This is a genomic window from Cupriavidus phytohabitans (genome assembly GCF_017815025.1).
Lineage (GTDB): Bacteria > Pseudomonadota > Gammaproteobacteria > Burkholderiales > Burkholderiaceae > Cupriavidus.
This window is the reverse complement of record NZ_JAGIQB010000038.1, coordinates 25734-50865: the sequence shown is the minus strand read 5'-3', so window position 1 is coordinate 50865 and position 25132 is coordinate 25734. Positions and strand designations below refer to the sequence as shown.

Here is a 25132-nt window from a genome sequence, read left to right as displayed (position 1 = left end):
CGGCGCTTTCCGGCAATTCTCGCGCCTTCGCTCGCTCCCTCGCGTGCTCCATGGATCGCCGCGGACACCGCCAAGACGGTGCAACCGCGGCTCTGGAGTGAGGTATTGCGATGAAACGCATGCTGTTCAACGCGACGCAACAGGAGGAATTGCGCGTCGCCATCGTCGACGGTCAGAAACTGATCGATATCGACATCGAGACTGCCGGGCGCGAACAGCGCAAGGGCAACATCTACAAGGGTGTCATCACCCGTATCGAACCCTCGCTGGAAGCCTGCTTCGTCAACTACGGCGAAGAACGCCACGGCTTCCTGCCGTTCAAGGAAGTGGCCCGAGCCTTCTTCAAGGAAGGCATCGACGTGCGCAACGCGCGTATCCAGGATGCCCTGCATGAAGGCCAGGAACTGATCGTCCAGGTCGAGAAGGAAGAGCGAGGCAACAAGGGCGCGGCCCTGACCACCTTCATTTCGCTGGCCGGCCGCTACCTGGTGCTGATGCCGAACAACCCGCGCGGCGGCGGCGTGTCGCGCCGCATCGAGGGCGAGGACCGCCAGGAGCTGCGCGAAACCATGTCGCAGCTGACCGTGCCTGAAGGCATGAGCATCATCGCCCGTACCGCGGGCATCGGCCGCTCGGCCGAGGAACTGCAGTGGGACCTGAACTACCTGCTGCAACTGTGGAAGGCCATCGACGGCGCCGCCGGCGACAACAAGGCCCCGCTGCTGATCTACCTGGAATCGAGCCTGGTGATCCGCGCCATCCGCGACTACTTCCAGCCGGATATCGGCGAGATCCTGATCGATACCGACGAGATCTACGAACAGGCCCGCGCTTTCATGAGCGTGGTGATGCCTGACAACATGAACCGCGTGAAGAAGTACCGGGACGACGTGCCCCTCTTCTCACGTTTCCAGATCGAACACCAGATCGAGTCGGCCTACTCGCGCATGGTGATGCTGCCGTCGGGCGGCGCCATCGTGATCGACCACACCGAGGCGCTGGTTTCCGTGGACGTTAACTCGGCCCGCGCCACCAAGGGCGCCGACATCGAGGAAACCGCGCTGCGCACCAACCTCGAGGCCGCCGACGAGATCGCCCGCCAGCTGCGCCTGCGCGACCTCGGCGGCCTGATCGTGATCGACTTCATCGACATGGAATCGGGCAAGGCCCAGAAGGACGTGGAAACGCGCCTGAAGGACGCGCTGCGCCATGACCGCGCCCGTGTGCAGATGGGCAAGATCAGCCGCTTCGGCCTGATGGAGCTGTCGCGCCAGCGCCTGCGTCCGTCGCTGTCGGAGGGCTCGCACATCACTTGCCCGCGCTGCAACGGCACGGGTCATATCCGCGATACCGAATCGTCCGCCCTGCAAGTGCTGCGCATCATCCAGGAAGAGGCGATGAAGGAAAACACCGCCGCCATCCACTGCCAGGTACCGGTGGAGGTCGCCGCCTTCCTGCTGAACGAGAAGCGCCAGGAAATCAACCTGATCGAGCTGCGCTTCAAGGTCAACGTGCTGCTGATCCCGAACAAGCACCTGGAAACGCCGCACTACAAGCTGGAGCGCCTGCGCCACGACGACCCGCGCCTGGAAGACAGCACCGCCAGCTACAAGATGGCCGAGGCTGCCGCCAAGGAACTGGAAGCTGACACCAGCTACAGCAGCCGCCGCAAGGAAGAAGCCAAGCCGCGTCAGGAAGCGGCGGTCAAGGGCATCACTCCGGAACAGCCGGCTCCGGTCTCCGTGCCGCGTCCGGAGCGCGCTCCGCGTCCGGAAGCTGCCCCGGCCGCTCCGCCCGTCCCTGCCACCAAGCCGGTGGAAGCCGGCGGTTTTATCGCCTGGCTGAAGGGCCTGTTTGGCGCGCGTCCGGCGCCTGCGCCGGTGGTTGAGCCGGCCAAGCCGGTGGCGGCCGCCGAAAGCCGCGGTGGCGAAGGCCGCCGCGAGCGCGGCCAGCGCGGCGAAGGCCGTGGCCAGCGTGGCGAGCGCGGTGAACGTACCGAACGCGCCGAGCGCGGTGAGCGTGGCGAGCGTCAGGAACGCGGCGACCGCCAGCCTCGCGGTCAGCGTGCAGAGCGTGGTGAGCGTGCCGAGCGCCAGCAAGGCGAGCGCGGCGAACAACGCGAAGGCCGTGGCGAGCGCCAGGGCCGCCAGCCGCGCCAGCAGGACGGCCAGGCCACTCCGGCCGTCGCCCGCCAGGCTGAAGCCGCCCAGGGTGAACGTGCCCAGGGCGAGCGCGCCGAAGCCCGCCAGGAAGGCCGCCGCGAACGCGGCCAGGAACGCCGCGAGCGCCAGCGCGATCGCCAGCGCGAACGCAGCGACCTGCGTGAAGCCGAGGCCGGCGAAGCGCCGCAGCCGGAAGCCGTAGCCGCCGCCCAGGCGCTGGGCGTGCTGCCGCATGCCGCCGCAGACGAAGTGCCGGCCGTGCGCGCCGAACTGACGGAAGGTGCCGAAGGATTCGCCGAAACCGCCGAAGGCGAAGAGCGCCGCCGCCGTAACCGCCGTGGCCGCAACCGCTATCGCCGTGAGCGCGACGAGGCCGGCCAGGGCATGCAAGGTGAAGGCGAAGCTCTGGAAGGCGCTGCCGAAGCCACCGAAGGCATCGCCCCGGTGACCATCCAGGCCGCCCCGCAAGCAGAACCGGCGCCGCAGGCAGTGGTCGCGGCAGCCGCCGCGGAAAGCGTCGAAGCGATCCGTATCGCCGTGCCGGAAGCCGTGACAACTGCCCCCGCCGCCGAACCGGCACCGGTAGCCGCACCCGCGGCCGAACCCGTCCCGGCCGCCGTGGCCGTGCAGGCGGAATCCGCCGCAGCGCTGACTGAGGCGATCGCCGCCGAAGCCGTGGCCGAGCCGGTCTTGGCCGCAGCCGTGGAACCCGCCCCTGCCGTGCCCGCGCCCGCCGCGGAACCGGCCGCCGCGCCGGCCCAGGTGGCCCAGGTGGCCCAGGTGGCCCAGGTGGCCCAGGTGGCCCAGGTCGCCCAGGTGACCCAGGCCGCACCGGCAGCTCCCGCTACCCCGGCTGCTGCGCCGGTGGCAATGGAAAGCCTCGAGCCGATGCTCGCCGGCGCCGGCTTGCAATGGGTCCATACCGATGCCGACAAGCTGCGCTCCGCCCAGGAAGCCGCTGCCCGCATCGTGCAGGCACCGCGCGTGCCGCGCGAGCGCAAGCCGCTGCCGCCGCTGCCCCAGGGGCCGATGATCCTGGTCGAAACCCGCGGCCGCGAGGTGGAAATGGCGTCGCAGCAGTAAGCCTGCCCGGGTGCCGTCGCCGGCACCCGCGCCGCTGCAGAAGGGACAGCCCGAGGGACAGCCTCGGCTGTCCCTTTTTTCATGCATGGCAAATCCCCGCGATTCGCGCGAATGCGGCTCCCCGGACGCCCACTCGGCTAGAATGGCAGCAAATGCGTAGGGCTCCCTGAGTTCCCCGGCCTGGCCTAGCAGGCCGCTCGCCGGAGCAGCACCCACCCACAGGCCATGACTGAATCCGTCATTCCGATCTTCGACCTGCGCGACCATCGCTACCATTCGATGACGCCGCGCATCCCCGGCAAGCTGGAATCGCCCACCGGCCTGGTGGCCGACACCCGCGGCCGGCCGCTGCATGACCTGCGCATCTCGGTGACGGACCGGTGCAACTTTCGCTGCGTCTACTGCATGCCAAAGGAAGTGTTCGACAAGGACTACACCTTCCTGCCGCATTCGGAACTGCTCAGCTTTGAAGAAATCGAGCGCACCGCACGCCTGTTCGTCGCGCACGGTGTCGAGAAGATCCGCCTGACCGGCGGCGAGCCGCTGCTGCGCAAGAACATCGAGCACCTGGTCGAGATGCTGGCAAAGATCGAGACCGTCTCTGGCAAGCCGCTCGACCTGACGCTGACCACCAATGCCTCGCTGCTGGCGCGCAAGGCGCGCTCGCTGCGCGACGCCGGCCTGACGCGCGTCAGCGTCAGCCTGGACGCGATCGACGACGCCACCTTCCGCCGCATGAACGATGTCGACTTCGCCGTCGCCGACGTGCTGCACGGCATCGAGACCGCGCAGGCCGTCGGCCTGGCGCCGATCAAGGTCAACATGGTGGTCAAGCGCGGCACCAACGACCAGGAAATCGTGCCGATGGCGCGCCATTTCCGCCATAGCGGCATCATCGTCCGCTATATCGAGTTCATGGACGTCGGTGCCAGCAACCACTGGCAGATGGACGAGGTGCTGCCCTCGGCCGAGGTCGTGCGCCGTATCGATGCCGAATTCCCGCTCGAACCCGTGCAGGCCAACTACACCGGCGAGACCGCCGAGCGCTGGCGCTACCGCGACGGCAGCGGCGAGATCGGCGTGATCTCCAGCGTCACCCATGCGTTCTGCGGCGATTGCAGCCGCATCCGGCTGTCCACCGAAGGCCGGCTCTACCTGTGCCTGTTCGCCACCGAGGGCTATGACCTGCGCGCGCTGCTGCGCGGCGGCTACAGCGACCTGGAGATCTCGAACGCCATCGCCCAGGTGTGGCAAGGGCGCACCGACAACTACTCCGAGCAGCGCGGCGACCCGGCAGTGCGCCAGGCACGGGCCGAGCGCAAGATCGAGATGTCCTATATCGGCGGCTGAACCCACCGCCACACTTCCATGATTGCACGCGACGACATCACCGGCCTGATCCTCGCAGGCGGCAGGGGCAGCCGCATGGGCGGCACCGACAAGGGGCTGCAGCCGCTGCACGGCACGCCCATGGCGATGCACACGATGATGCGTCTCGGCCCGCAGGTCGGCAGCCTGATCATCAACGCCAACCGCAACCTTGCCGCCTATGAATCGTTCGGCGTGCCGGTCTACACCGACAGCGTGCCCGACTTTGCCGGGCCGCTGGCCGGCATGCTTGCGGGGCTGGAACAATGCGGCACATCCTGGATGGTGACGGCGCCGTGCGACTCGCCTTTCCTGCCCACCGATCTCGTGGCACGCCTGTCGCACGCCATCGAGTCCGAAGGCGCGGAACTGGCGATTCCGGTGACGCTGGATGAAACCGGCAAGCGCCAGACGCAACCCGTGTTTTGCCTGATGCCGGTCAGTGCGCTCGACAGCCTGGTCGCGTATCTTTCCGGCGGCGGCCGCAAGATCGAGACCTGGGCTGCGTCGCACCGGCTGGCCGAGGTGATGTTCGACGACGCCGCGGCCTTCGCCAATATCAACACGCTGGACGAACTGCGCACGCACGAAAGCCGCTAGTCACCCGCTAGTCAGCCGAAAACGCAATCACCCGCCGCCGAGCCACCATGCCTTCCCTGCAATCCGTCATTTCCTGCCTGTCCGACTACGATCCCACCGCGCTGCCGGTGGACCAGGCCAACCGCATCATCGGCGAGGTGGTGGAGCCGGTGCGCGGCATCGAACAGCTGCCGATCCGCAGCGCGCTCGACCGTGTGCTGGCCGAGGACATCGTCTCGACCATCGACGTGCCGGCCCATGACAACTCGGCCATGGACGGCTACGCCTTCCGCAGCGAAGCGCTCGCCGCCGCGCAGACCGACACCGTCGAGCTGGAGGTGATCGGCAGCGCCTTCGCCGGCGGTGCCGGCGCGCTCGCGCCGACGGCCGTGCAGGCGGTACGCATCATGACCGGCGCGGTGATGCCGGCAGGCTGCGACACGGTGGTGCCGCAAGAATTCGTCGAGACGGTGGCCGACGGTACGCACATCCGCTTTGCCGCCGATTGCGTGCGCGCCGGCGACAACCGCCGCCTGCGCGGCGAAGACCTGGCGCGTGGCCAGGCCGCGCTGCCGGCCGGCCGCATCGTCAGGCCGGCCGATCTCGGCCTGCTGGCTTCGCTGGGCATTGCCGAAATCCGCGTGCGCCGGCGCCTGCGCGTGGCCTTCTTCTCCACCGGCGATGAACTGCGTTCGATCGGCGAGCCGCTGGACGCTGGCTGCGTCTACGACTCGAACCGCTATACGCTGCACGGCATGCTGCGCCGGATGAACGTCGAACTCCTCGACATGGGCGTGGTGCGCGACGACCCCGAGGCCCTGGAAGCGGCCTTCCGCATGGCCTGCGAAAGCGCCGACGCCGTCATCACCTCGGGCGGCGTCTCGGTCGGCGAGGCCGACTACACCAAGCAGATCATGGCGCGCCTGGGCGATGTCACGTTCTGGAAGATCGCGATGCGCCCGGGCCGGCCGATGGCTTTCGGGCGTATCGGCAGCGGCGAAGACCGGGAGGACCGGCAGGATCGGAACTCGGCGCTGCTGTTCGGCCTTCCGGGCAACCCCGTCGCCGTGATGGTCACCTTCTACCACTTCGTGCGGGCGGCGCTGCATCGCCTGATGGGTGCCAACGTGCCGCCGCTGCCGCTGCTGCAAGTGCGCAGCGCGCAGGCCATCCGCAAGAAGCCCGGCCGCACCGAATACCAGCGCGGCATCCTGGGCCGGGCGGCAGACGGACAGTGGGAGGTGCGCATCACCGGCCAGCAGGGTTCGGGCGTGCTGCGCTCGATGAGCGAGGCCAACTGCTTTATCGTGCTCGGCCACGAGCAGGACTCGGTCAAGGCCGGCGATCCGGTCGAGGTCATGCTGTTCGACGGGCTGGTCTGAGCGCAGCGGCAACCCGGCCGCTTCGCTGCGGCCGCAATGTGTCGTATTTGTGCTGCACATTTGACGCCGTGACGCGTCCGGCGCATGGCTTTCGGCCGCGGCGTGGGCAGCGGGCTATGCTTGGGATCGGCCAGTCGCTACACTTGGCGCACGATTCAGCAACAATCAAGTTACTCCCCGTCATGAATCAGGAGATCGCCTACCTCCATCCCGTGAAGACCGCCCGCGCGCTGGTGCTGGTCTACCTCTGCTTCTCGCTGCCGATCGTCTCGCTGGGCCTGTTTGTCACCTTTATCCGCTATGGCGACCTGCCGGCGATCACGGTCTTCAGCGCGATCATCCTGAATGCGCTGATCGGCTTTGGCCTGCTGTGGCTGGCATGCAAGGCGTACAACTGGGTGGCCGCCCGCTTTGGCGGCATCGAAGTCCACGTGCGCGAACTGGCGCCGGAAGACGACCGCTGAATTCAAGCCGATTCACGGTAATCCACAGGCCGGCAGGTCGCCGGCCATCCGGCCCGCGCTGCGGGCCGCCCCCTTCTGCTCTGACGCGCGATCAGCCGCCGCTGTCATCCGGCGTCTCGGCCGTTTCCACTCCGTTAAGTCCCAGCAACTGCTGTGCGGCATCGCCCGGCAGCGCTTCCACGGTCCGCAGCTTGCGCGCCATCTGGCGCGTGCGCACCTCGGCCTGCTCGATATTGCGCGCGGCGCGCTCGAGCGTGTCGCGGGTCTTGGCCAGCACATCGCCGAACTTGCCGAACTCGGTCTTGACCGCGCCCAGCACTTCCCACACTTCGCTTGAGCGCTTCTCCAACGCCAGCGTGCGGAAGCCCATTTGCAGGCTGTTCAGCAGCGCGGTCAGCGTAGTCGGGCCCGCCACCGTGACACGGTAGTTGCGCTGCAGCAGGTCGGTCAGACCGGGACGCCGCAGCACTTCGGCGTACAGCCCTTCGGTCGGCAGGAACAGGATGGCAAAGTCGGTGGTCTGCGGCGGCGCCAGGTATTTCTCGGCGATGGTCTGCGCTTCTCGCCGCAATGCCGTCTCCAGCTCGCGGCCGAAGGCGATGACGCCGTCCGGATCGCCCCGCTCCTGCGCATCGACCAGCCGCTCGTATTGCTCCTTGGGAAACTTTGCATCGACCGGCAGCCACACCGGCGCGCCGCCATCGCCACCGCCGCCTGCTGCCTTGCCTGGCAACCGGATGGCAAACTCCACCCGCGCACCCGAATTGCGCACCGTCTCGACGTTCTTGCCATACTGGTCCGGCGTCAGCATCTGCTCCAGCAGCATTTCGAGCTGGACTTCGCCCCAGGTGCCGCGCGACTTCACGTTGGTCAGCACCTTCTTCAGGTCGCCCACGCCCTGCGCCAGTGCCTGCATCTCACCCAGCCCGCGATGCACTTGCTCAAGCCGGTCCGAGACCAGCCTGAAAGACTCGCCCAGGCGCTGCTCCAGCGTCGCATGCAGCTTCTCGTCGACGGTACGGCGCATTTCCTCCAGCTTGGCCGCGTTATTGGCCTCGATGTCGCGCAGCTTCTGCTCCAGCGTGGCGCGCACCTCTGCCAGGCGGCGCTCGTTGGCTTCGGACATCTGCGCCAGCTGCTGCTGCAAGCCGTCGCCGAAGCGGCGCAGCGTCCCCGCCTGCTCGTCGCGCGCCTGCTGGCTTTGCAGCATCAGGTTCTGGCGCACGTGCTCGAGCTGCTGCGTGTTGGACTCGGTCAGCTTGGCCAGCTGCTGCGCAAAGGTGTCGATCTGGTTGTTCTGCAGCGTGGCGATACCGGTGAGCTGCGACGACAGCGCCTGCTGGAAGCGCAGCATCTGCTGGGCCGACTCATCGCGGTTGCCGCGCGCCGCCTCCGCTACGTCGGTGCGGACTTCGCGCTCCACGCGCTCCATGCCGCGCGCGCCTTCGACGCGCAACTCGGCAAGCTGACGGGCCAGTTCGGCGCCAGGCGAAGCGGCCTGCTGGCGCAACAGCACGATCACTAGCAGGACGACCGCCAGCAGCCCCACGGCCAGCGTCAGGAACGGAATCAGCGACATGCAGCAACAACGTAAGCGACAGACAGCCGGGCGCGCCTCAACGGCGGCGCGGCATGACTTCGGGGTTGATCACGGTGGGCGGATGGCCGGCCTGCGGGCCCTGGTCGAGCGCGGCGATCAGGTTGTCGGCGGCCAGCATTGCCATGGCGCGGCGGGTCTTCTCCGAGGCGCTGGCGATATGCGGTGTCAGCACGACGTTGGGAACCGTCAGCAGGTCGGGATGGACGCCGGGCTCGCCTTCGAACACATCCAGGCCGGCACCGAAGATGCGCTTGTCGCGCAGTGCCTGCGCCAGGGCGGCATCGTCGACGATGCCGCCGCGCGCGAGGTTGACCAGCGTCGCGGTCGGCTTCATCAGCGCCAGTTCGGCGGCGCCGATGGCATGGTGGCTCTGCGGGCCGTAAGGCAGCACCAGCAAGAGGTGGTCGGATTGGCGCAGCAGGTCTTCCTTGCTGACATAGCGGGCATTGAGCGCGCGCTCGGTGTCCGCCGGCAGCTGGCTGCGGTTGTGGTACAGCACGCTCATGCCAAACCCGCTGGCACGACGCGCCAGCGCCTGGCCGATGCGGCCCATGCCCAGGATGCCGAGCGTGCTGCCGTACAGGTCCATGCCGACCAGCATGTCGTAGCTCCAGCGCTTCCACTTGCCGGCGCGCAGGTAGTGCTCGGCCTCGGTGACGCGACGCGCGGTGGCCATCAGCAGCGCCCAGCCGAAGTCGGCGGTGGTCTCGGTCAGCACGTCGGGCGTGTTGGTGGCGACGACACCCGCGGCGGTAAGCGCAGGCACGTCGAGGTTGTTGTAGCCGACGGCCATGTTGCACACCGCACGCAGCGACGGCAACGCGGCGACAAGGCCTGCGTCGATGCGGTCGGCGGCGTTGGCCAGCACGCCGGCCTTGCCGGCCAGGCGCGCCTTCAGCGCGGCGGCATCAAGCACCGCGTCCTGCTGGTTGTCGTCGACATCGAAATACTGCGCCAGGCGGTCGATCACTTCGGGATAGATGGCGCGGGTGACAAGCACGGACGGCTTCATGGCATCACACGTGGAAGAAGAGGAAGGTCATGATGACGAACAGCGGCACCAGGAAGATGCCCGAGTACAGCATGTAGCCGAAGAAGCTCGGCATGCGCACGCCGCGGTTCTCGGCAATGGCCTTGACCATCAGGTTGGGCGCGTTGCCGATATAGGTGTTCGCGCCCATGAAGACCGCGCCGGTGGAAATCGCGGCCAGCGTCGAGGCATCGCGCGTCATCAGCGTGGCGGCGTCGCCGCCGGCGGTGTTGAAGAACACCAGATAGGTTGGCGCATTGTCCAGGAACGACGACAGCAGCCCGGTTGCCCAGAAATACATGCTGTCGACCGGCTGCCCGTTGCTGTCGCTGACCGCGCGGATCACGCCGGCAAAGGCGCCGTCGGTGCCGGCCTTGAGCATGGCGATCACCGGGATGATGGTCAGGAAGATGCCAGCGAACAGCTTGCCGACCTCCAGGATCGGCTCCCAGTTGAACTCATTGCCTGCGCGCGCGGTATGCGGCGTGACCAGCAGCGACACCACCGCCACCACGATCAGCAGCGCATCTCGCGCCGCCGCCTGAAGCGGCACGTCGGTACCGAAGACGTTGAACGAGATCGCCGGCTGCCACAGCCCGCTCATCAGCACCAGGCCGATCACGGCCAGCAGCAGCACGAAGTTGATCTTGCCGTCGATCGAGATACCGTGCGAGTCCGGCGTTGGGTCGTTCTTCTGCGGCAGCTCTTCTTCCTTGTTGCGGTAGTAGTGGCTGTCGACGAGGTAGAACAGCACCAGCAGCACCGTGCAGATGAACAGCGTCTCCAGGTAGATATTGCGCATGGTCCAGAAGAAGTCCACGCCCTTCAGGAAACCCAGAAACAGCGGCGGGTCACCCAGTGGCGTCAGCGAGCCGCCGGCATTGGCCACCAGGAAGATAAAGAACACGATCACGTGCGCCACGTGGCGACGGTTGTCGTTGGCGCGCAGCAACGGCCGGATCAGCAGCATGGCCGCGCCGGTCGTCCCCATGAAACTCGCCAGCACCGTGCCCAGTGCCAGGATGCCCGTATTGAGTCCCGGTGTCCCGTGCAGGTTGCCGCGCACGCAGATGCCGCCCGCGATGATATAGAGCGAAGCGATCAGCGAGATGAACGGGATGTACTCGGCGAGCAGCGCATGCACCGCGCTGGCGGCTGCCGCATGCGTGCCGAATACCGCGGCGAACGGCAGCAGGAACAGCATTCCCCAGCCCGCGGCGATCTTGCCATAGTGGTGGTGCCAGAACTTCGGCGCGAGCAGTGGCCACAGCGCGATCGACAGCAGCATGCCGGCAAACGGCAGCCCCCATAGCGGCGACAGTGCCGCCCCGTCGAGGTCCGCGGCATGCGCGGCCACAGGGAAGACAGCAAGGACAGCGGCCAGCATGGTCAGCATCGGCAACGGTACGAAAGCACGTCGCATCAAGCAGGATCTCCTCGGGAATGCAGCATTCATGGTGCCTCGAGCCCTCGCCACCAACGGCGACCGGGCTCGCACGGCAAGCCTGCAAGTTTAATCCAACCGCCTCGCGAGATTGCGCCGCGGCGCGCGTTTACAGGCGATTCTTAAGTCCGTGCCGCCCCATGATCAAGCCTGCTCGACCAGAATCACATGCACGCGATACGGGCCATGCGCGCCCAGCACGATGGTTTGCTCGATATCCCCGGTACGCGACGGGCCGCTGATGATATTGGTCGCGCGCGGCAGCTCGCCGCGCTCGCTGCGCACCAGCGCAAAGGCGTCTTCCAGACCGGCGACCACGCGCGAGCGCGGCACCACCGCGATATGCGTTTCCGGCAGCAGCGCCGCCGAGGCGAACGTCGCCGGCCCCGACAGCAGCATCAGCGAGCCGGTCTCGGCGATCGCGCAGAAGCAGCCGGTGATGCCGACCAGGTCGCCATGGTCGCGGTCGGCCTCGACCTCGCGCAACGGCGGCCGGCATTCGACCGCAATGCCGGCGTCCTGCCATGGCAGCGTGCCCAGCGCATCCCATGCCACCGCGCGCTGCACCAGGTTCAGGCTGTCGAGAAAACGCCGCGTTGCCGCCGGCACTTCATCCATGGTGGCGACACGGTCGACGGTGGACGCCATGCGCTGGGCCTGCAGCAAGAAGGCTTCGACCAGGTCGGCCGCCGGCAGCGGGCGCGGGCCTTGCGGGTGGCGCTCGAGGTAGTCGGCCACCGCGGCGCGCTCGCCCTGCGTGGGCTGGTGCGTCCTGCCCTGTGCGGCACGGATGCGGGCGAAGATACGGTCGCGGGCGTCGTTGGTTTCCATAGGACCTGGCAGTGCGGTTGGCGAGAATGCGGCAAGAGATACCGCAAGTTACAGATACCGCAAGTTACGCGATGCGCCGATTATAGTTGCCGCGGCACAGCACGGCGCGTCGGAATCCCGCTATACCGACGCCGACTGGACCGAGAACACCTGCCGCAGGTAAGACAGGTAGCCGGAATCGTCGCACATGGTCTTTTCCGGCGTGTCCGACAGCTTGGCCACGGGCTGGCCATTGCAGCGCACCATCTTGATCACGATCTGCAGCGGCGTGTAGCCGAGGTCGTTGGTCAGGTTGGTGCCGACGCCGAAGGCCAGCCGGCAGCGGCCGTGGAAGCGCTGGAACAGCTCGATCACGCGCGGCACGTCCAGGCTGTCGCTGAAGATCAGCGTCTTGGTGCGCGGGTCGACGCGGCTGGCCGCGTAATGTGCCACCATGCGCTCGCCCCACACGATCGGGTCGCCCGAGTCATGGCGCACGCCGTCGAACAGCTTGCAGAAGTACAGGTCGAAGTCGCGCAGGAAGGCATCGAAGCCATAGGTATCGGACAGCGCGATGCCAAGGTCGCCGCGATACTCGCGCGCCCAGCGTTCCAGCGCGTACACCTGCGAATCGCGCAGCCTCGGCCCCAGCGCCTGGCAGGCCTGCAGGTATTCGTGCGCCATCGTGCCGAGCGGCACCATGTTGTGCAGGCGGGCGAAATGGACGTTGCTGGTGCCGGCCAGCTGCGCACCGAGCTCTTGCCGCATGGTCAGCAGCACCTCTTCCTGCCAGTCGCGCGAGAAGCGCCGGCGCGTGCCGTAGTCGGCGATGACGCAATCGGCGAGTTCCGGCGGCTGCAGCAGCGCCAGCTTGTCTTCCAGGCGGCGGCGGCCGCCGGCCAGGTCGGGCCGCGGCTGGGTGCGGCGGAAGTAGACCTCGTTGACGATCGCCAGCACCGGCACTTCGAACAGGATGGTATGCAGCCAGGGGCCGATGATCGAGATCTCGATCTCGCCGTTGCCCTGCGGCGCCTCGCGCACCGACACGTACTTTTCGTTCAGGTGGAACAGGCCGAGGAAGTCAATGAAATCGCTCTTGATGAAGCGCAGCCCGCGCAGGTAGGCGAGTTCGTCGTCCGTGAAACGCAGCTGGCACAGGTGCGTGATCTCGGCGCGAATCTCATCGATATACGGCGTCAGGTCGACACCGGCGTTGCGGCACTTGAAGCGATATTCGACCTGAGCCTGCGGAAACTGGTGCAGGACCACCTGCATCATCGTGAACTTGTACAGGTCGGTGTCGAGCAGAGACTGGATGATCATAGCTAGCCAGACGGCGAGGTGCCGGGTCAGTCTGACATGCTAACCGAGACTGCGCGCATCCGGGGGCGCTCAGGCGCCGTCGAGGAATGGCTGCGGCGCGCGCAGGACCGGCTTGCCGGCCGCCCTGCCCTGCAGGCACCACAGCGCCCGGCCGTCGCTTCCCGGGCAGGACACCAGCGTGGCCGCGCTGCGCGGCACGCGCTGCGGCAGCGGCTCGGCAAAGGCGCCGTCCTCGGCAAGAATGCGCTCGGTGTAGACCGATGCGCCTGCGCGCTCGAAGCGCAGCACCTGCATCCGGTCGCCCGGCTTCGGGTGCAACTCGGGTCCGCAAGGCATCAGGCCGGCCCGGCCGCAATGCGCTATGGCATCGCCCGCGGGGGAATCGGTCACGCTGAAGTGGTCCCAATCGAAGCCGGTCAGCGCCGGCAACGCGACCGGGGCCTCGGATCGCGCGCGCCATGCCACCAGACGGGACACTACGCTGTCCGCCATGCCCGGCTGGACCAGGGCCTGCGCGCCGGCGGGCGGGACCATCGCCGGAAATGCCGCCAGCATCACAAGCAGCGACAGCAAGGCAGCGCGGTGGCAACAACGAAGCTGGCGTGGCATAGGAATCTCCCGGCATGGAAGCATGTGGCATTCAGGCGGCTTCATCATGCCTGCGGTTGCGCAAGCACGCCAGCGCCCCGCCATGTCTTGGATCAAAAGCACATAAAGAAATAAGAAAACTATCTGATCCAGCTATATAGACCGGCTATCCTAGCCGGAAGGCTCGGCTACAATACCGGTTCCCGAAAGGCCACGGCCGGCGCTCGTCCCGCCCATCCCTGCCCGCGATGGCAGATGGAGGCGTCCGCCGGCAAGAAGCGGCCCAACAGTTTCCCATTAAAAGCCGACCCGTTTTCCTGGAACAGACATGACTCACGTTGTCACCGAATCCTGCATCCGTTGCCGCTATACAGACTGCGTTGACGTATGTCCGGTGGATTGTTTCCGCGAAGGCCCGAACTTCCTGGCCATCGACCCGGACGAGTGCATCGACTGCGCCGTGTGCGTGGCCGAATGCCCGGTGAACGCCATTTACGCCGAGGAAGACGTGCCGGGCGACCAGCAGCAGTTCATTGAACTGAACGCCGAACTGGCCCGTGCCTGGCCTTCCATCACCAAGACCAAGGCCCCGCTGGCCGAGGCCGAGGAGTGGAAGGACACCACCGACAAGCTGCAGTACCTGGAGCGCTGAGCGCACCAGGCAGCAAAGAAAGCCGTCCCCACGCGCTTTCCGCAATGCCGGGCACCCGCGTGCCCAACCAACGTATCAGGACGAATATGGACTTGAGCATTCCAAATCCCGTTGCCGACGCGACCAAGCAGGTCGAAGGCGGTAGCCCCGCAGGCGGCCAGCCGCTGGAAATCGACGCGCTGATCGTCGGCGCCGGTCCCGTGGGCCTGTTCCAGGTGTTTGAACTGGGCCTGCTCGAAATCAAGGCCCACGTGATAGATTCCCTGAAAGTCGTTGGCGGCCAGTGCGTGGAGCTGTATCCGGACAAGCCCATCTACGACATCCCGGCCGTGCCCAGCTGCACCGGCCAGGAACTGACCGACAACCTGCTCAAGCAGATCGAGCCGTTCGAGCCCACCTTCCACCTGGGCCAGGAAGTCTCCGTGGTGGAGCGCCGTGAAGACGGCCGCTTCTTTGTCGAGACCTCGCTCGGAACCCGCTTTATCACCAAGACCATCTTCATCGCAGCCGGCGTGGGCTCGTTCCAGCCGCGTACGCTGAAGGTCGAGGGCCTCGACAAGTTCGACGGCAAGCAACTGTTCTACCGCGTCAAGGATCCGAGCCGCTTCCACGGCCGCAACCTGGTGATCGTCGGCGGCGGCGACTCGGCGCTGGACTGGACGCTGGACCTGGTCGGCAAGGCCGAGTCGGTGGTGATGATCCACCGCCGCGACGGCTTCCGCGCCGCGCCGGCCTCGGTGGCCAAGATGAAGGAACTGTGCGAACAGATGGAAATGCAGTTCCTGGTCGGCCAGATCGGCGGCTATGAAGAGAAGGACGGCGTGCTCACGGAAATCAAAGTGACGGGCGCCGACGGCGTGACCCGCCGCCTGCCGCTGGACGACCTGCTGGTGTTCTTCGGCCTGTCGCCCAAGCTCGGCCCCATCGCCGAGTGGGGCCTGGACCTGGAGCGCAAGCAGATCAAGGTGGATACCGAGAAGTTCCAGACCAATATCCCGGGTATTTTCGCCGTGGGTGACATCAACACCTACCCCGGCAAGAAGAAGCTGATCCTGTCGGGCTTCCACGAGGCCGCGCTGGCCGCGTTCGGTGCTGCGCCGTATATCTTCCCCGAGAAGAAGATCCACATGCAGTACACCACGACCTCGCCGAAGCTGCACAAGGTCCTGGGCGTGGAATCGCCGGTCTTCGACTGATCCGGCGCTTCACGGTGCCGCAGAAAAAAGCCGCCGCAAGGCGGTTTTTTTCTGGCACAAACGAAGAACCGTCGCTATAATGCGGCCTCGCTGTCGAACACCAAGGTGGGACGCAGCCAGCCAGCCGCTCCGAAGCACCTGACGACAAATAAAATGTTGACAAGGTGTTGACGACAAAAAGAGAAACTGGCTATAATTTCTTTCTCAGCTGTTCCCCGATAGCTCAGTCGGTAGAGCGACGGACTGTTAATCCGCAGGTCCCTGGTTCGAGCCCAGGTCGGGGAGCCAACCGATACGGAAGCCCGGTGCAAATGCACCGGGCTTTTTCGTTTTGGGGCTTTCGTTCGGGGCTGCCGCGTCGCCCCTGCCCTTCGCTTAACCGCTTATCCCCGCTTATCCCCGCTTATCCCCGCGGCGAACCGCTCTGCAGTGAACCGCCTGCAGCCTTCAGTGCCACAACGATAGCCTCTGTATTGGCTTCGACCCGATGCAGCGGCCCCGCCACCGACATCCCGTAAACAACGCCGCCGAGCGATACCGGAATCGCGATGGCCCCCAGGTCCGGGAATGACTCGCCGAAATTCGGATACCACCCCTGCGCCTGCCATTGCTGCATCGCTGCCTCGAATACCCGCAGCGAATCCACCGTGCGCCCGGTGCGCGACGCAAAGGAAACGCCGGCGAGCACTTCCGCGCGGCTCTCCGCGGTCATGGTGCCGAGGATGGCGCGGCCGATGGAATTGACATGCGCGTCGCGCAGTTCGCCCGGCGCGGCGATATAGCGCACCGGGTTGGCGGACTCGCGCACCTCCAGGTACAGAATGCGGCCGTCGTCCTGCAGCTTACCGAAGATCACGGTTTCGCCGGTGTCATCGCGCAGCGACTCGAGCACCGGCTGCACGCGTTCGAGCAGCGGGTCGTTGCGCGCGATGCGCTGGGCGATATCGAGCAGCCGCCGCGTGGGGTAATAGCCCTGGCGGCGGCCGGTTTCGTACAGGTAGCCCAGCGACGCCAGCGTGCGGATCAGCCCGAGGCAGCTCGACATCGGCGCGCCCAGCAGCTTCGCCAGTTCGGTCAGCGTCAGCGAGCGCCCTTCGCGCGCATAGATCTCCATGATCTCGATCACGCGCAGCGCCGTCTTGACGCTGCCGTAGCCGGATTTTTCCGCCGCTTCGTTTTCTGCCATCGTTGGCTTCCTCGACTTCCGTGTGCTTTGGCCGGAATTGTACGCGGCGCGTTGGTACGCGACATGCTGGCGGCACCTGCCGATCCCGGTGCGACCGGATCAGGTGCCGGCGTCGTCCTGCGCCTTTGGCAAGCCTTCCGGCCAACTACGGATATTGCCCGGTGTACGCGAGAACCGCGTGGGGATGCCAACGCCGCGCAGGCGTCCTTCGCTCGGATGGTCGTATTCGAACATCATACCGGTGGCGCGCAGGTGCGGGTCATCCACCAGGCTGTCGAAATGCGGCAGCTCGCTGTGCGGGATATCGGCGTCGCGCAACAACGCCAGCCATTCCGCGGTGGTGCGCTGCGCGACGATCTCGGCCAGCGTGGCGTAGAGTGCGTCGATATTGGCGCTGCGCGCGGCGGGCGTGGCATAGCGCGGGTCGCGCGCCAGTTCGGCATGGCCTGACAGGTCGAAAAAGCGCAGCCACTGCGCGCTGGTATAGGGCAGCAGAGCGAGATGGCCGTCGCTGGTACGGTACGGCTTGCGGTGGGCCGACATCACGCGCGGATAGCCGGCAGCGCCGAGCGGCGGCACGAAAGTCTGCCCGGCGAGCTGCTCGGTGGCAAGAAAGGACACCAGCGTTTCGAACATCGGCACCTCGATGGCCTGCCCCTGGCCCGATCGCTCACGCTCATACAGCGCCATCGGGATCGCATAGGCGACGGTCAGGCCGGCGACCTTGTCGGCCAGGATGGTGTTGACGTACTGCGGCCCCTCGTTCGAGTTGGCGCCCTGGAACTGCGCCATCCCGCTGCGCGCCTGGATGATGTCGTCGAAGGCCGGTGCGCCGGCATACGGGCCCTCCTCCGAGTAGCCATAGGCGCCGCAATAGATCAGCCGCGGATGGTCCGCCCGCAGCGAGGCATAGTCCAGGCCGAGCTTGCGCAACGACTGCGGACGCACGTTGGAGACGAAGACATCGGCCGTGGCGATCAGCGACTTCAGCTCGGCAAGGTCATCCGGCTGCTTGACGTCGAGCACGACAAACCGCTTGTTTCGGTTCAGGTTGAGGAAGCTGGCGCCCATCGCGGCATGTCGCGCGGGCTCGGCATGGCGGAACACATCGCCGGCGGGCGCTTCGACCTTGATTACCTCGGCGCCCATGTCGCCGAGGATCTGCGTGGCGTACGGACCCATCGCGACCGAGGTCATGTCGATCACCCGCACGCCCGCCAGTGGCCCGGTCGCGGGAGGCGCTTTGTCTTGCATCGTCGTCCCCCGTTCAGTAGGACTTGGGCAAACCCAGCACGCGCTCGGCGATAAAGCACATGATCAGCTGCGGGCTGACCGGCGCGATGCGTGGGATATACGATTCGCGCAGCAGGCGCTCGACGCGGTATTCGCGTGAATAGCCCATGCCGCCCAGCGTCAGGATCGCGGTCTGGCAGGCGTTGTGGCCGGCCTCGGCGGCGAGGTACTTGGCTGCGTTGGCCTCGGCCCCGCAGGACTGGCCCGCGTCGTAGCGCGCGGCGGCCTTCAGCATCATCAGGTTGGCCGATTCCAGCTGCATCCAGGCCTGCGCCAGCGGGTGCTGGACGCCCTGGTTCATGCCGATCGGACGGCCGAAGACCACACGCTCCTTGGCATACTGCGTGGCGATCGCCAGCGCCGCGCGACCCAGCCCGATGGCTTCGGCCGCGATCAGGATGCGCTCGGGGTTCAGGCCATGCAGGATGTACTCGAAGCCCTTGCCCTCCTCGCCGATCCGGTCTTCTTCCGGGATGAACAGGTCGTCGATGAACAGCATGTTGGTATCGACGGCGGCGCGGCCCATCTTGTCGATCTCACGGATCTCGATCTTGCTGCGGTCGACCTTGGTGTAGAACAGCGACAGCCCTTCGGTCGACTTCTTCACCTGCTCCAGCGGCGTGGTGCGCGCCAGCAGCAGCATGCGGTCAGCCACCTGCGCGGTCGAGATCCAGATCTTGCGCCCGCTCACCGAATAGCCGCCCGGCACCTTGCGCGCGAAGGTCTTGAGCTTGGTGGTGTCCAGGCCCGCATCGGGCTCGGTCACGCCGAAACAGGCCTTCTCCTTGCCGGCGATCAACGGCGGCAGGAAACGGCCCTTCTGCTCCTCGGTGCCGAACACCACCACCGGGTTCAGGCCGAACACGTTCATGTGCACCGCCGAGGCGCCGGTCATGCCCGCTCCCGACTGCGAGATGGTCTGCATCACCAGCGCCGCTTCCAGGATGCCGAGACCGGCGCCGCCGAACGCCTCCGGCATCGCCACGCCCAGCCAGCCGCCCTCGCACAGGGTCTTGTAGAACTCGTGCGGATAGGTGCCGGACTTGTCGAGCCGGTCCCAGTATTCCATGTCGAACTGCGTGCAGACCTGTTGCACGGCTTCGACGATCGATGCCTGTTCTTCGGAGAGATCGAAATTCATGAGCTTGCCTGTCTGGTTGTTTATTCCGGCTGGATGCCCGCGTCCTTCACCAGACGCGACCACTTCTGCAGTTCGGCCACGACAAACTGGTTCAGCTCGGCGGGTGTGCTGCCGAACGGCTCGAACCCTAGCGCGTGGAACTGCGCGGCGTGCTGCTTGCTGGTGGCAATGGCAACCAGCTCGCGGTTGAGGCGCTCCACCACGGGTGCCGGCACGCCGGCGGGTGCGAAAACGCCGTTCCAGGACGTGATATCGAAACCCTTGAGTTCGGGCGCACTGCCGACCGGCGGCAGGTCGGGCAGCAGCGCACTGCGTTGCGCGGTGGTCACGGCCAGCGCGCGCAGCTTGCCGGCGCGCACATTGGCGATGCCCGCGGCAAAGTCGACGAACATCGCCTGCACCTGGCCGCCCATCACGTCGGTCATTGCCGGCGGCGTGCTCTTGTACGGCACGTGCAGCATCTTCAGGCCCGCCATCTTCGACAGCGTCGCGCCGGCGACGATGCCGGTGCTGTTGCCGCTCGCGTAGCTCATGCCAGGATGCGCCCTGGCGTAGTCGATGAACTCGCGCAGCGTCTTCACCGGCAGCTGCGGATTGACCACCAGCATGAACGGCAGGTTGCCCATGCGCGAAACCGGCGTGAAGTCCTTGACCGGGTCGTAGCGCAGCTGTTTCATCAGCGACGGGTTGGCCGAATGCGTGGTGTTGGTGGTCATGAACAGCGTATAGCCGTCCGCCGGCGCCTTGGCGACGAACTCGGCGGCGATGGTGCCGTTGGCGCCCGGCTTGTTGTCGACCACTACCGGCTGCTGCAGCGATTCGCCCAGGTACTTGGCGGTCAGCCGCGCCACGGCATCGGTGCCGCTGCCGGCGGCGAACGGCACCACCAGGCGCAGCGGCTTGGACGGAAATTCATCGGCGGCCAGCGCCGGTGCTGCGAACAGCGCGGCGGCACATCCCAGCACCAGGCTGGCGAAAGCGGTCTTGAAGGACTTCACGGTCTGTCTCCTGTCGTTATATGAACCCTTGCCGTGGCCGGCCGCGTCTCAGGCGGGCCGTACCACGCGCTCGGGCGATTCCTCGTATGGTGGGGAATAGATCACCAGGATCCTGGCTGGCTCTTCACTTACCACCGTGAACACATGCATTTCGTCCGGCGGGAAGAAGCAGCAATCGCCCGGGCCAAGTTCCTTGCGCTGGCCGCCGACCTCGGCAATGGCCCGGCCTTCCAGCACGTAGCACACCTGTTCGATGCCGGGATGCGCGTGGGGCAGCGCGCCCTTGCCTTTCTCGATGGTGCCGTGGATCACTTCCAGGTGGCGCGACCCCACGGTTTCGGGGCCGATCAGGCGGCGGTTCAGCGTGCCGACGTGGTTGGCGGGGTGGTAGCCCTCGACCTCCTCGGTCGAGATGAAATAAACGGGGGATTGCGGCACGCTGCTCTCCTGTCGAGGCTTCGCCAGTTGGCGATTAATTCATATCTATGAATCTTAGTTTATACATATGAATATCATCGTCAAACAATTTCGGGCGTGCTGCGGGTTTACCGGGAGGCGGCGTCCGGACCATCACCCCCTGATTCCCAAGAACTGGTGGACGAGCGAGGAAAGGGTATAATTCGCCCCTTGCCGCCGCTCCGCTGCGGCGCCGGTCGCAAGCCATTCTTGACAGATGCGTCGTATACATGCCATAGTTACGGGCGTATAGCATTCATGGAAACCGGTACTGTCAGACTCCAGTTATATTCGGACCTGGCGCTATCACCCCTGACACTGGTTGCACGGACTAAAACGTCCACATCTTTCAGGTTCGCGGGGGCGCACCGGGCACATGCCCAGCGTGCAATACCAGTCGCTCCGGCGACAGCAGTTTCCCCCCGTGTGAACCAGCCGCTACCGCGGCAATCCCCTAAAGGACTGAATTGACTAAGATCGTCTTGAAACCCGGTGAGCCCGTTGAAGTTGCAATGCGGCGTTTCCGTCGTGCCATTCTGCAGACTGGCCTGATCGTTGAACTCAAGAGCCGCACCGCTTACGAGAAGCCGACGACCGAGCGCAAGCGCAAGAAGAAGGCCGCCGAAGCACGCCTGCGCAAGCGTCTGCGCATGCAAATGCTGCCGAAGAAGATGTACTGATTCGGGCAAGCTTCGCAAAAAAACCGCCAGTTCGCTGGCGGTTTTTTTATGCCCGCGCGCAACGCGTCACGGATGCTCACAACATTGGCGGCTTTTGCTGCACTGCGCCACCTGAGCATTGCGCCGATGCCCGGCATAATGGCAGATATTGCGCCCCCTTGGGGCGCCTACCGGACCCTGCCTTGACTGCCATCCTCGAGTTGCGCAAGGTGCGCAAGCAATACGGCGATACGGTCGTTGTCGACGACCTCGACCTCCAGGTGTTTCGCGGCCAGTGCTTCGGCCTGCTTGGCCCCAACGGCGCCGGCAAGACCACCACGCTGCGCCTGCTGCTGGGCCTGACCACGCCGATGGCCGGCACACTGACGCTGTGCGGCGAACCCATTCCCGAGCGGGCGCCGCAGGCGCGCATGCGCGTGGGCGTGGTGCCGCAGTTCGACAACCTCGACCCGGATTTCTCGGTGATCGAGAACCTGCGCATCTTCGGTCGCTACTTTGGCCTGTCGTCGGCCGAGATAGCGCGGCGCGTGCCGATGCTGCTGGAATTCGCCCGGCTGGAAAGCCGCGCCGACGCCCAGGTGCGCGACCTCTCCGGCGGCATGCGCCGGCGCCTGACGGTGGCGCGCGCGCTGATCAACGATCCCGACCTGCTGGTGATGGACGAGCCCACCACCGGGCTGGATCCGCAGGCGCGCCACCTGATCTGGGAGCGCCTGAAGTCGCTGATGGCAAGCGGCAAGACCATCTTGCTGACCACGCACTTCATGGAAGAAGCCGAACGGCTGTGCAACTACCTGTGCGTGATCGACGGCGGGCGCAAGATCGCCGAAGGCAAGCCGCACGAGCTGATCGACAGCCAGATCGGCTGCGACGTGGTCGAGGTCTACGGCGATGAACTGGAAGCGCTGCGCGGCACGCTGACGCCGCTGGCGCAGCGCACCGAAATGAGCGGCGAGACCCTCTTCTGCTACGTGCGCGAGCCCGCCCCGCTGCTGGCGGCGCTGCACGGCAGGAACGGCGTGCGCTACCTGCACCGCCCGGCCAACCTGGAGGACGTGTTCCTCAAGCTGACCGGCCGCGAGATGCGGGACTGAACCAGGGACTGACATGAGCGAACAGGATCCCCGCACTGATACACCCGCCATCGCCACCCGGGGCGATGCCGCGCCAACGCGCCAGACCTATCCACAGCCACTGCTGCCGCGCAACATGCGCAACTGGATGATGGTCTGGTACCGCAACTACCTGGTGTGGAGGAAGCTGGCCATCCCGTCGATGATCGGCAACCTGGCCGACCCGATGATCTACCTGTTCGGCCTCGGCCTCGGGCTGGGGCTGATGGTGGGCCAGGTCAACGGCGTGTCATACATCGCCTTCCTCGCCGCCGGCACCACCGCATCGAGCGTGATGATGTCGGCCAGCTTCGAGTCGATGTACTCGGCCTTCTCGCGCATGCACGTGCAGCGCACCTGGGAAGCGATCATGCACGCGCCGCTGACGCTGGGCGACGTCGTGCTGGGCGAGATCTTCTGGGCGGCCAGCAAGGCGGTGCTGTCGGGCCTGGCGATCATGCTGGTGGCCGCCGCACTGGGCTATGCGCAAATGCCGGGCGCGCTGCTGGCGCTGCCGGTGATCGTGCTGGCCGGCATTGCGTTTGCCGCGCTGGCGATGATCGTCACCGCGCTGGCGCCAAGCTACGACTTCTTCATGTTCTACCAGACGCTGGCGATGACGCCGATGCTGCTGCTGTCGGGCGTATTCTTCCCGGTGGAGCAACTGCCGGAAGGCGTGCAGGCGGCCACCAGGCTGCTGCCGCTGGCGCACGCGGTCGAGCTGATCCGGCCGCTGATGCTGGGCCGGCCGGTGGATGGCGCAGGCCTGCACCTTGCCGTGCTGGCAGCCTATGCGGCGGCCGCGCTGGTGGTTTCGCTGGTGCTGCTGCGCCGGCGGATGCTGCGCTGAGGCAGCGCTAAAGTTGCGTACCGTGGACAACGATAGCGGAAGAGCCGCCACCTTGCAGCGTGTTGCACTGGCGCTGGCAGCCGCAATGGCAACCGTTTCGCTGGGCGGATGCATGGTGGTGGGCGCCACCATGGCGGTTGGCGGTGCCGCGGTGTCGGCCGCGGCGACCGTGGGCTCGGCCGCGGTCAGCGTCGCCTCGACGGCGGTGGGCACCACCTATGACGTCACCGCCGCCGGCGTGAAGGCGGTCGCCGGCAGCGACGACCCGCCGCCGACTGAGTAACTTCGGGAGTAACTTCGCTTATTCCCCGAGCCCGCGCAGCAGGTCCGCCTTCAGGTCCTCGACCGACTCCAGCCCCACCGCCAGCCGGATCAACCCTTCCCCGACGCCAGCGGCCGCCTTCGCCTCCGGGCTCACGCGCGCGTGCGTGGTCGTGTACGGGTGCGTGATGGTGGTGCGGGTATCGCCCAGGTTGCCGGTGATCGAGCACAGCCGGGTGTTGTCGATTACGCGCCACGCGTTAGCGCGCTGCTGCTCGGGCGTGGCACCCTTCAGTTCGAACGACACGATCGCGCCGCCGCCGCTCTGCTGCCGCATGGCAATCTCGTGCTGCGGGTGCGACTTCAGCGCCGGATGGAACACGCGCGCCACGGCCGGGTGCGACTCCAGGAACTGCGCCAGCGCCAGCGCGCTGGACGAATGGCGCTCCATGCGAATCCCGAGCGTCTCCATGCCCTTGAGCAGTACCCACGCGTTGAACGCCGACAGCGTCGGGCCCGCGGTGCGCACGAACGGGAACACCTTGCCCATGATGAAATCGTGCGAGCCCAGCACCGCGCCGCCCAGCACGCGGCCCTGGCCGTCGATATGCTTGGTGGCGGAGTGCACCACGATGTCGGCGCCGAACTTCATCGGCTGCTGCAGCGCGGGCGAGCAGAAGCAGTTGTCGACCACCAGCAGCGCATTGGCGTTGTGGGCGATGTCCGCCACGGCCGCGATGTCAGCCACTTCGGTCAGCGGATTCGACGGCGTCTCCAGGAAGAACAGCTTCGTATTCGGCCGCACCGCGGCACGCCATGCTTCCAGGTCGGTCGGATCGACATAGGTCGTCTCCACGCCGAACTTGCCGAAGATATTGCTGAACAGCGTCATGGTCGAGCCGAAGATCGCGCGCGAACTGACCAGGTGATCGCCCGCCTGCATCGACGACAGCACCACCGACAGGATCGCGCTCATGCCCGACGCCGTGGCCATGCAGGCCTGCGCCCCTTCCAGCGCGGCCAGCCGCGACTGGAACATCGACACGGTCGGGTTGGTGAAGCGCGAATAGGTAAAGCCCTCTTCCGAGTTTGCAAAGCGTTCGGCGGCCTCGGCGGCGCTGTTGAAGCAGAAGCTCGAGGTCAGGTAAATGGCCTCGGAATGCTCCATGAACTCGCTGCGCAGCGTGCCGGCGCGCACGCCAAGGGTATCGATGCCGAGCGATTCAGGGTTGAGCGGTTCGTTCATGCTGGTGGCGCGGTCGTACCCGCGCGAATGCAATGGTTGTAGCCTGTCGCGGCAAGGCGGCCGGCCATGAAAAAAGCCCGTGCGATCGGATGGTCGGATCGACGGGCTTGCTGTGCTGCGGCGGCCTTCGGCAGGCTTTGGCGATTGGTGGGCACGTTGCGCAGGCACTGCGCGCCTTGGCGAATCTTGCTGGCCACCATCTCTTTAGCTGTTTCGGGCTGGACCCGC

At 66.3% G+C, this 25132-nt stretch carries 24 protein-coding genes and 1 tRNA gene; 12 read left to right on the top strand and 13 right to left on the bottom strand.

Translation table 11 applies throughout. The annotated features are described in order from the left end of the window. Window positions 1-110: 110 nt before the first annotated feature. The 5 genes from J8I34_RS23710 to J8I34_RS23690 all read left to right on the top strand — a co-directional run bounded on the left by J8I34_RS23710 (window position 111) and on the right by J8I34_RS23690 (window position 7038). The gene (locus tag J8I34_RS23710) at window positions 111-3245 is read left to right on the top strand and encodes an Rne/Rng family ribonuclease (RefSeq protein WP_209807132.1); all 3135 of its coding nucleotides are present in this window, start codon (window positions 111-113) and stop codon (window positions 3243-3245) included. 225 nt (window positions 3246-3470) lie between these two features. Continuing rightward, window positions 3471-4595, top strand: a complete 1125-nt coding sequence (gene moaA / locus J8I34_RS23705; protein WP_029046291.1) for a GTP 3',8-cyclase MoaA — start codon at window positions 3471-3473, stop codon at window positions 4593-4595. An 18-nt stretch (window positions 4596-4613) separates the two neighbouring features. Then, window positions 4614-5213 carry a molybdenum cofactor guanylyltransferase MobA gene (gene mobA, locus J8I34_RS23700; RefSeq protein ID WP_029046290.1) on the top strand — a complete coding sequence of 200 codons (600 nt, stop codon included), beginning with the start codon at window positions 4614-4616 and terminating at the stop codon, window positions 5211-5213. Between the two features lie 47 nt (window positions 5214-5260). Then, entirely contained in the window at window positions 5261-6574 is a 1314-nt protein-coding gene (moeA, locus tag J8I34_RS23695) for a molybdopterin molybdotransferase MoeA (RefSeq protein ID WP_209807131.1), read from the top strand. A gap of 182 nt (window positions 6575-6756) precedes the next feature. Continuing rightward, a complete protein-coding gene (locus J8I34_RS23690) occupies window positions 6757-7038 on the top strand; it encodes a hypothetical protein (RefSeq protein ID WP_029046288.1) in 282 nt (93 codons plus the stop codon). A gap of 91 nt (window positions 7039-7129) precedes the next feature. Here the strand turns inward: J8I34_RS23690 and J8I34_RS23685 are convergent, their stop codons facing one another. The 6 genes from J8I34_RS23685 to J8I34_RS23660 all read right to left on the bottom strand — a co-directional run bounded on the left by J8I34_RS23685 (window position 7130) and on the right by J8I34_RS23660 (window position 13854). Further along, window positions 7130-8617: a DNA recombination protein RmuC gene (locus tag J8I34_RS23685; protein ID WP_209807130.1), complete on the bottom strand. Its 1488-nt coding sequence runs from the start codon at window positions 8615-8617 to the stop codon at window positions 7130-7132. A 37-nt stretch (window positions 8618-8654) separates the two neighbouring features. Further along, entirely contained in the window at window positions 8655-9650 is a 996-nt protein-coding gene (locus J8I34_RS23680; protein ID WP_029046286.1) for a 2-hydroxyacid dehydrogenase, read from the bottom strand. Between the two features lie 4 nt (window positions 9651-9654). Further along, window positions 9655-11091 (bottom strand): sodium:proton antiporter, encoded by a 1437-nt coding sequence (locus J8I34_RS23675; RefSeq protein ID WP_029046285.1) that lies wholly within the window; start codon window positions 11089-11091, stop codon window positions 9655-9657. Between the two features lie 165 nt (window positions 11092-11256). Further along, a complete protein-coding gene (locus J8I34_RS23670) occupies window positions 11257-11943 on the bottom strand; it encodes a LutC/YkgG family protein (RefSeq protein ID WP_029046284.1) in 687 nt (228 codons plus the stop codon). Between the two features lie 120 nt (window positions 11944-12063). After that, entirely contained in the window at window positions 12064-13245 is a 1182-nt protein-coding gene (pncB, locus tag J8I34_RS23665) for a nicotinate phosphoribosyltransferase (protein WP_209807129.1), read from the bottom strand. 69 nt (window positions 13246-13314) lie between these two features. Beyond that, window positions 13315-13854, bottom strand: a complete 540-nt coding sequence (locus J8I34_RS23660) for a hypothetical protein (RefSeq protein ID WP_029046282.1) — start codon at window positions 13852-13854, stop codon at window positions 13315-13317. A 307-nt stretch (window positions 13855-14161) separates the two neighbouring features. Between J8I34_RS23660 and fdxA the strand changes: the two genes are divergently transcribed. The 3 genes from fdxA to J8I34_RS23645 all read left to right on the top strand — a co-directional run bounded on the left by fdxA (window position 14162) and on the right by J8I34_RS23645 (window position 15969). After that, a complete protein-coding gene (gene fdxA / locus J8I34_RS23655) occupies window positions 14162-14485 on the top strand; it encodes a ferredoxin FdxA (protein WP_029046281.1) in 324 nt (107 codons plus the stop codon). An 86-nt stretch (window positions 14486-14571) separates the two neighbouring features. Then, window positions 14572-15681 (top strand): NAD(P)/FAD-dependent oxidoreductase, encoded by a 1110-nt coding sequence (locus J8I34_RS23650; protein WP_029046280.1) that lies wholly within the window; start codon window positions 14572-14574, stop codon window positions 15679-15681. A 212-nt stretch (window positions 15682-15893) separates the two neighbouring features. Then, a tRNA-Asn gene (locus tag J8I34_RS23645) sits at window positions 15894-15969 on the top strand. Window positions 15970-16084: 115 nt separating this feature from the next. Here the strand turns inward: J8I34_RS23645 and J8I34_RS23640 are convergent. From J8I34_RS23640 to J8I34_RS23620, 5 genes are all read right to left on the bottom strand, one after another. Continuing rightward, window positions 16085-16867 carry an IclR family transcriptional regulator gene (locus J8I34_RS23640; protein WP_209807128.1) on the bottom strand — a complete coding sequence of 261 codons (783 nt, stop codon included), beginning with the start codon at window positions 16865-16867 and terminating at the stop codon, window positions 16085-16087. A 99-nt stretch (window positions 16868-16966) separates the two neighbouring features. Next, the gene (locus tag J8I34_RS23635; protein ID WP_029046278.1) at window positions 16967-18121 is read right to left on the bottom strand and encodes a CaiB/BaiF CoA transferase family protein; all 1155 of its coding nucleotides are present in this window, start codon (window positions 18119-18121) and stop codon (window positions 16967-16969) included. A gap of 13 nt (window positions 18122-18134) precedes the next feature. Next, complete coding sequence (locus J8I34_RS23630; protein WP_209775939.1) at window positions 18135-19301, bottom strand: acyl-CoA dehydrogenase family protein; 1167 nt, start codon at window positions 19299-19301, stop codon at window positions 18135-18137. A 20-nt stretch (window positions 19302-19321) separates the two neighbouring features. Continuing rightward, a complete protein-coding gene (locus J8I34_RS23625) occupies window positions 19322-20299 on the bottom strand; it encodes a Bug family tripartite tricarboxylate transporter substrate binding protein (RefSeq protein ID WP_209775940.1) in 978 nt (325 codons plus the stop codon). A 48-nt stretch (window positions 20300-20347) separates the two neighbouring features. Continuing rightward, window positions 20348-20737: a cupin domain-containing protein gene (locus J8I34_RS23620; RefSeq protein ID WP_209775941.1), complete on the bottom strand. Its 390-nt coding sequence runs from the start codon at window positions 20735-20737 to the stop codon at window positions 20348-20350. Window positions 20738-21222: 485 nt separating this feature from the next. Here J8I34_RS23620 and rpsU point away from each other — a divergent pair, with 485 nt between their 5' ends. The 4 genes from rpsU to J8I34_RS23600 all read left to right on the top strand — a co-directional run bounded on the left by rpsU (window position 21223) and on the right by J8I34_RS23600 (window position 23680). Next, complete coding sequence (rpsU, locus tag J8I34_RS23615) at window positions 21223-21435, top strand: 30S ribosomal protein S21 (protein ID WP_010814647.1); 213 nt, start codon at window positions 21223-21225, stop codon at window positions 21433-21435. A 182-nt stretch (window positions 21436-21617) separates the two neighbouring features. After that, the gene (gene nodI, locus J8I34_RS23610) at window positions 21618-22529 is read left to right on the top strand and encodes a nodulation factor ABC transporter ATP-binding protein NodI (protein WP_035877193.1); all 912 of its coding nucleotides are present in this window, start codon (window positions 21618-21620) and stop codon (window positions 22527-22529) included. Window positions 22530-22542: 13 nt separating this feature from the next. Next, window positions 22543-23397, top strand: a complete 855-nt coding sequence (locus tag J8I34_RS23605) for an ABC transporter permease (RefSeq protein ID WP_029046274.1) — start codon at window positions 22543-22545, stop codon at window positions 23395-23397. A gap of 85 nt (window positions 23398-23482) precedes the next feature. Continuing rightward, a complete protein-coding gene (locus tag J8I34_RS23600) occupies window positions 23483-23680 on the top strand; it encodes a hypothetical protein (RefSeq protein ID WP_245176091.1) in 198 nt (65 codons plus the stop codon). Between the two features lie 18 nt (window positions 23681-23698). On the opposite strand, the gene J8I34_RS23595 is transcribed toward J8I34_RS23600, so the two are convergent. Continuing rightward, window positions 23699-24904: an O-succinylhomoserine sulfhydrylase gene (locus tag J8I34_RS23595; protein WP_029046272.1), complete on the bottom strand. Its 1206-nt coding sequence runs from the start codon at window positions 24902-24904 to the stop codon at window positions 23699-23701. After that, window positions 24901-25104: a hypothetical protein gene (locus J8I34_RS23590; RefSeq protein WP_156914335.1), complete on the bottom strand. Its 204-nt coding sequence runs from the start codon at window positions 25102-25104 to the stop codon at window positions 24901-24903. Before J8I34_RS23590 ends, J8I34_RS23595 begins: the two co-directional genes overlap by 4 nt. Window positions 25105-25132: the final 28 nt, after the last annotated feature.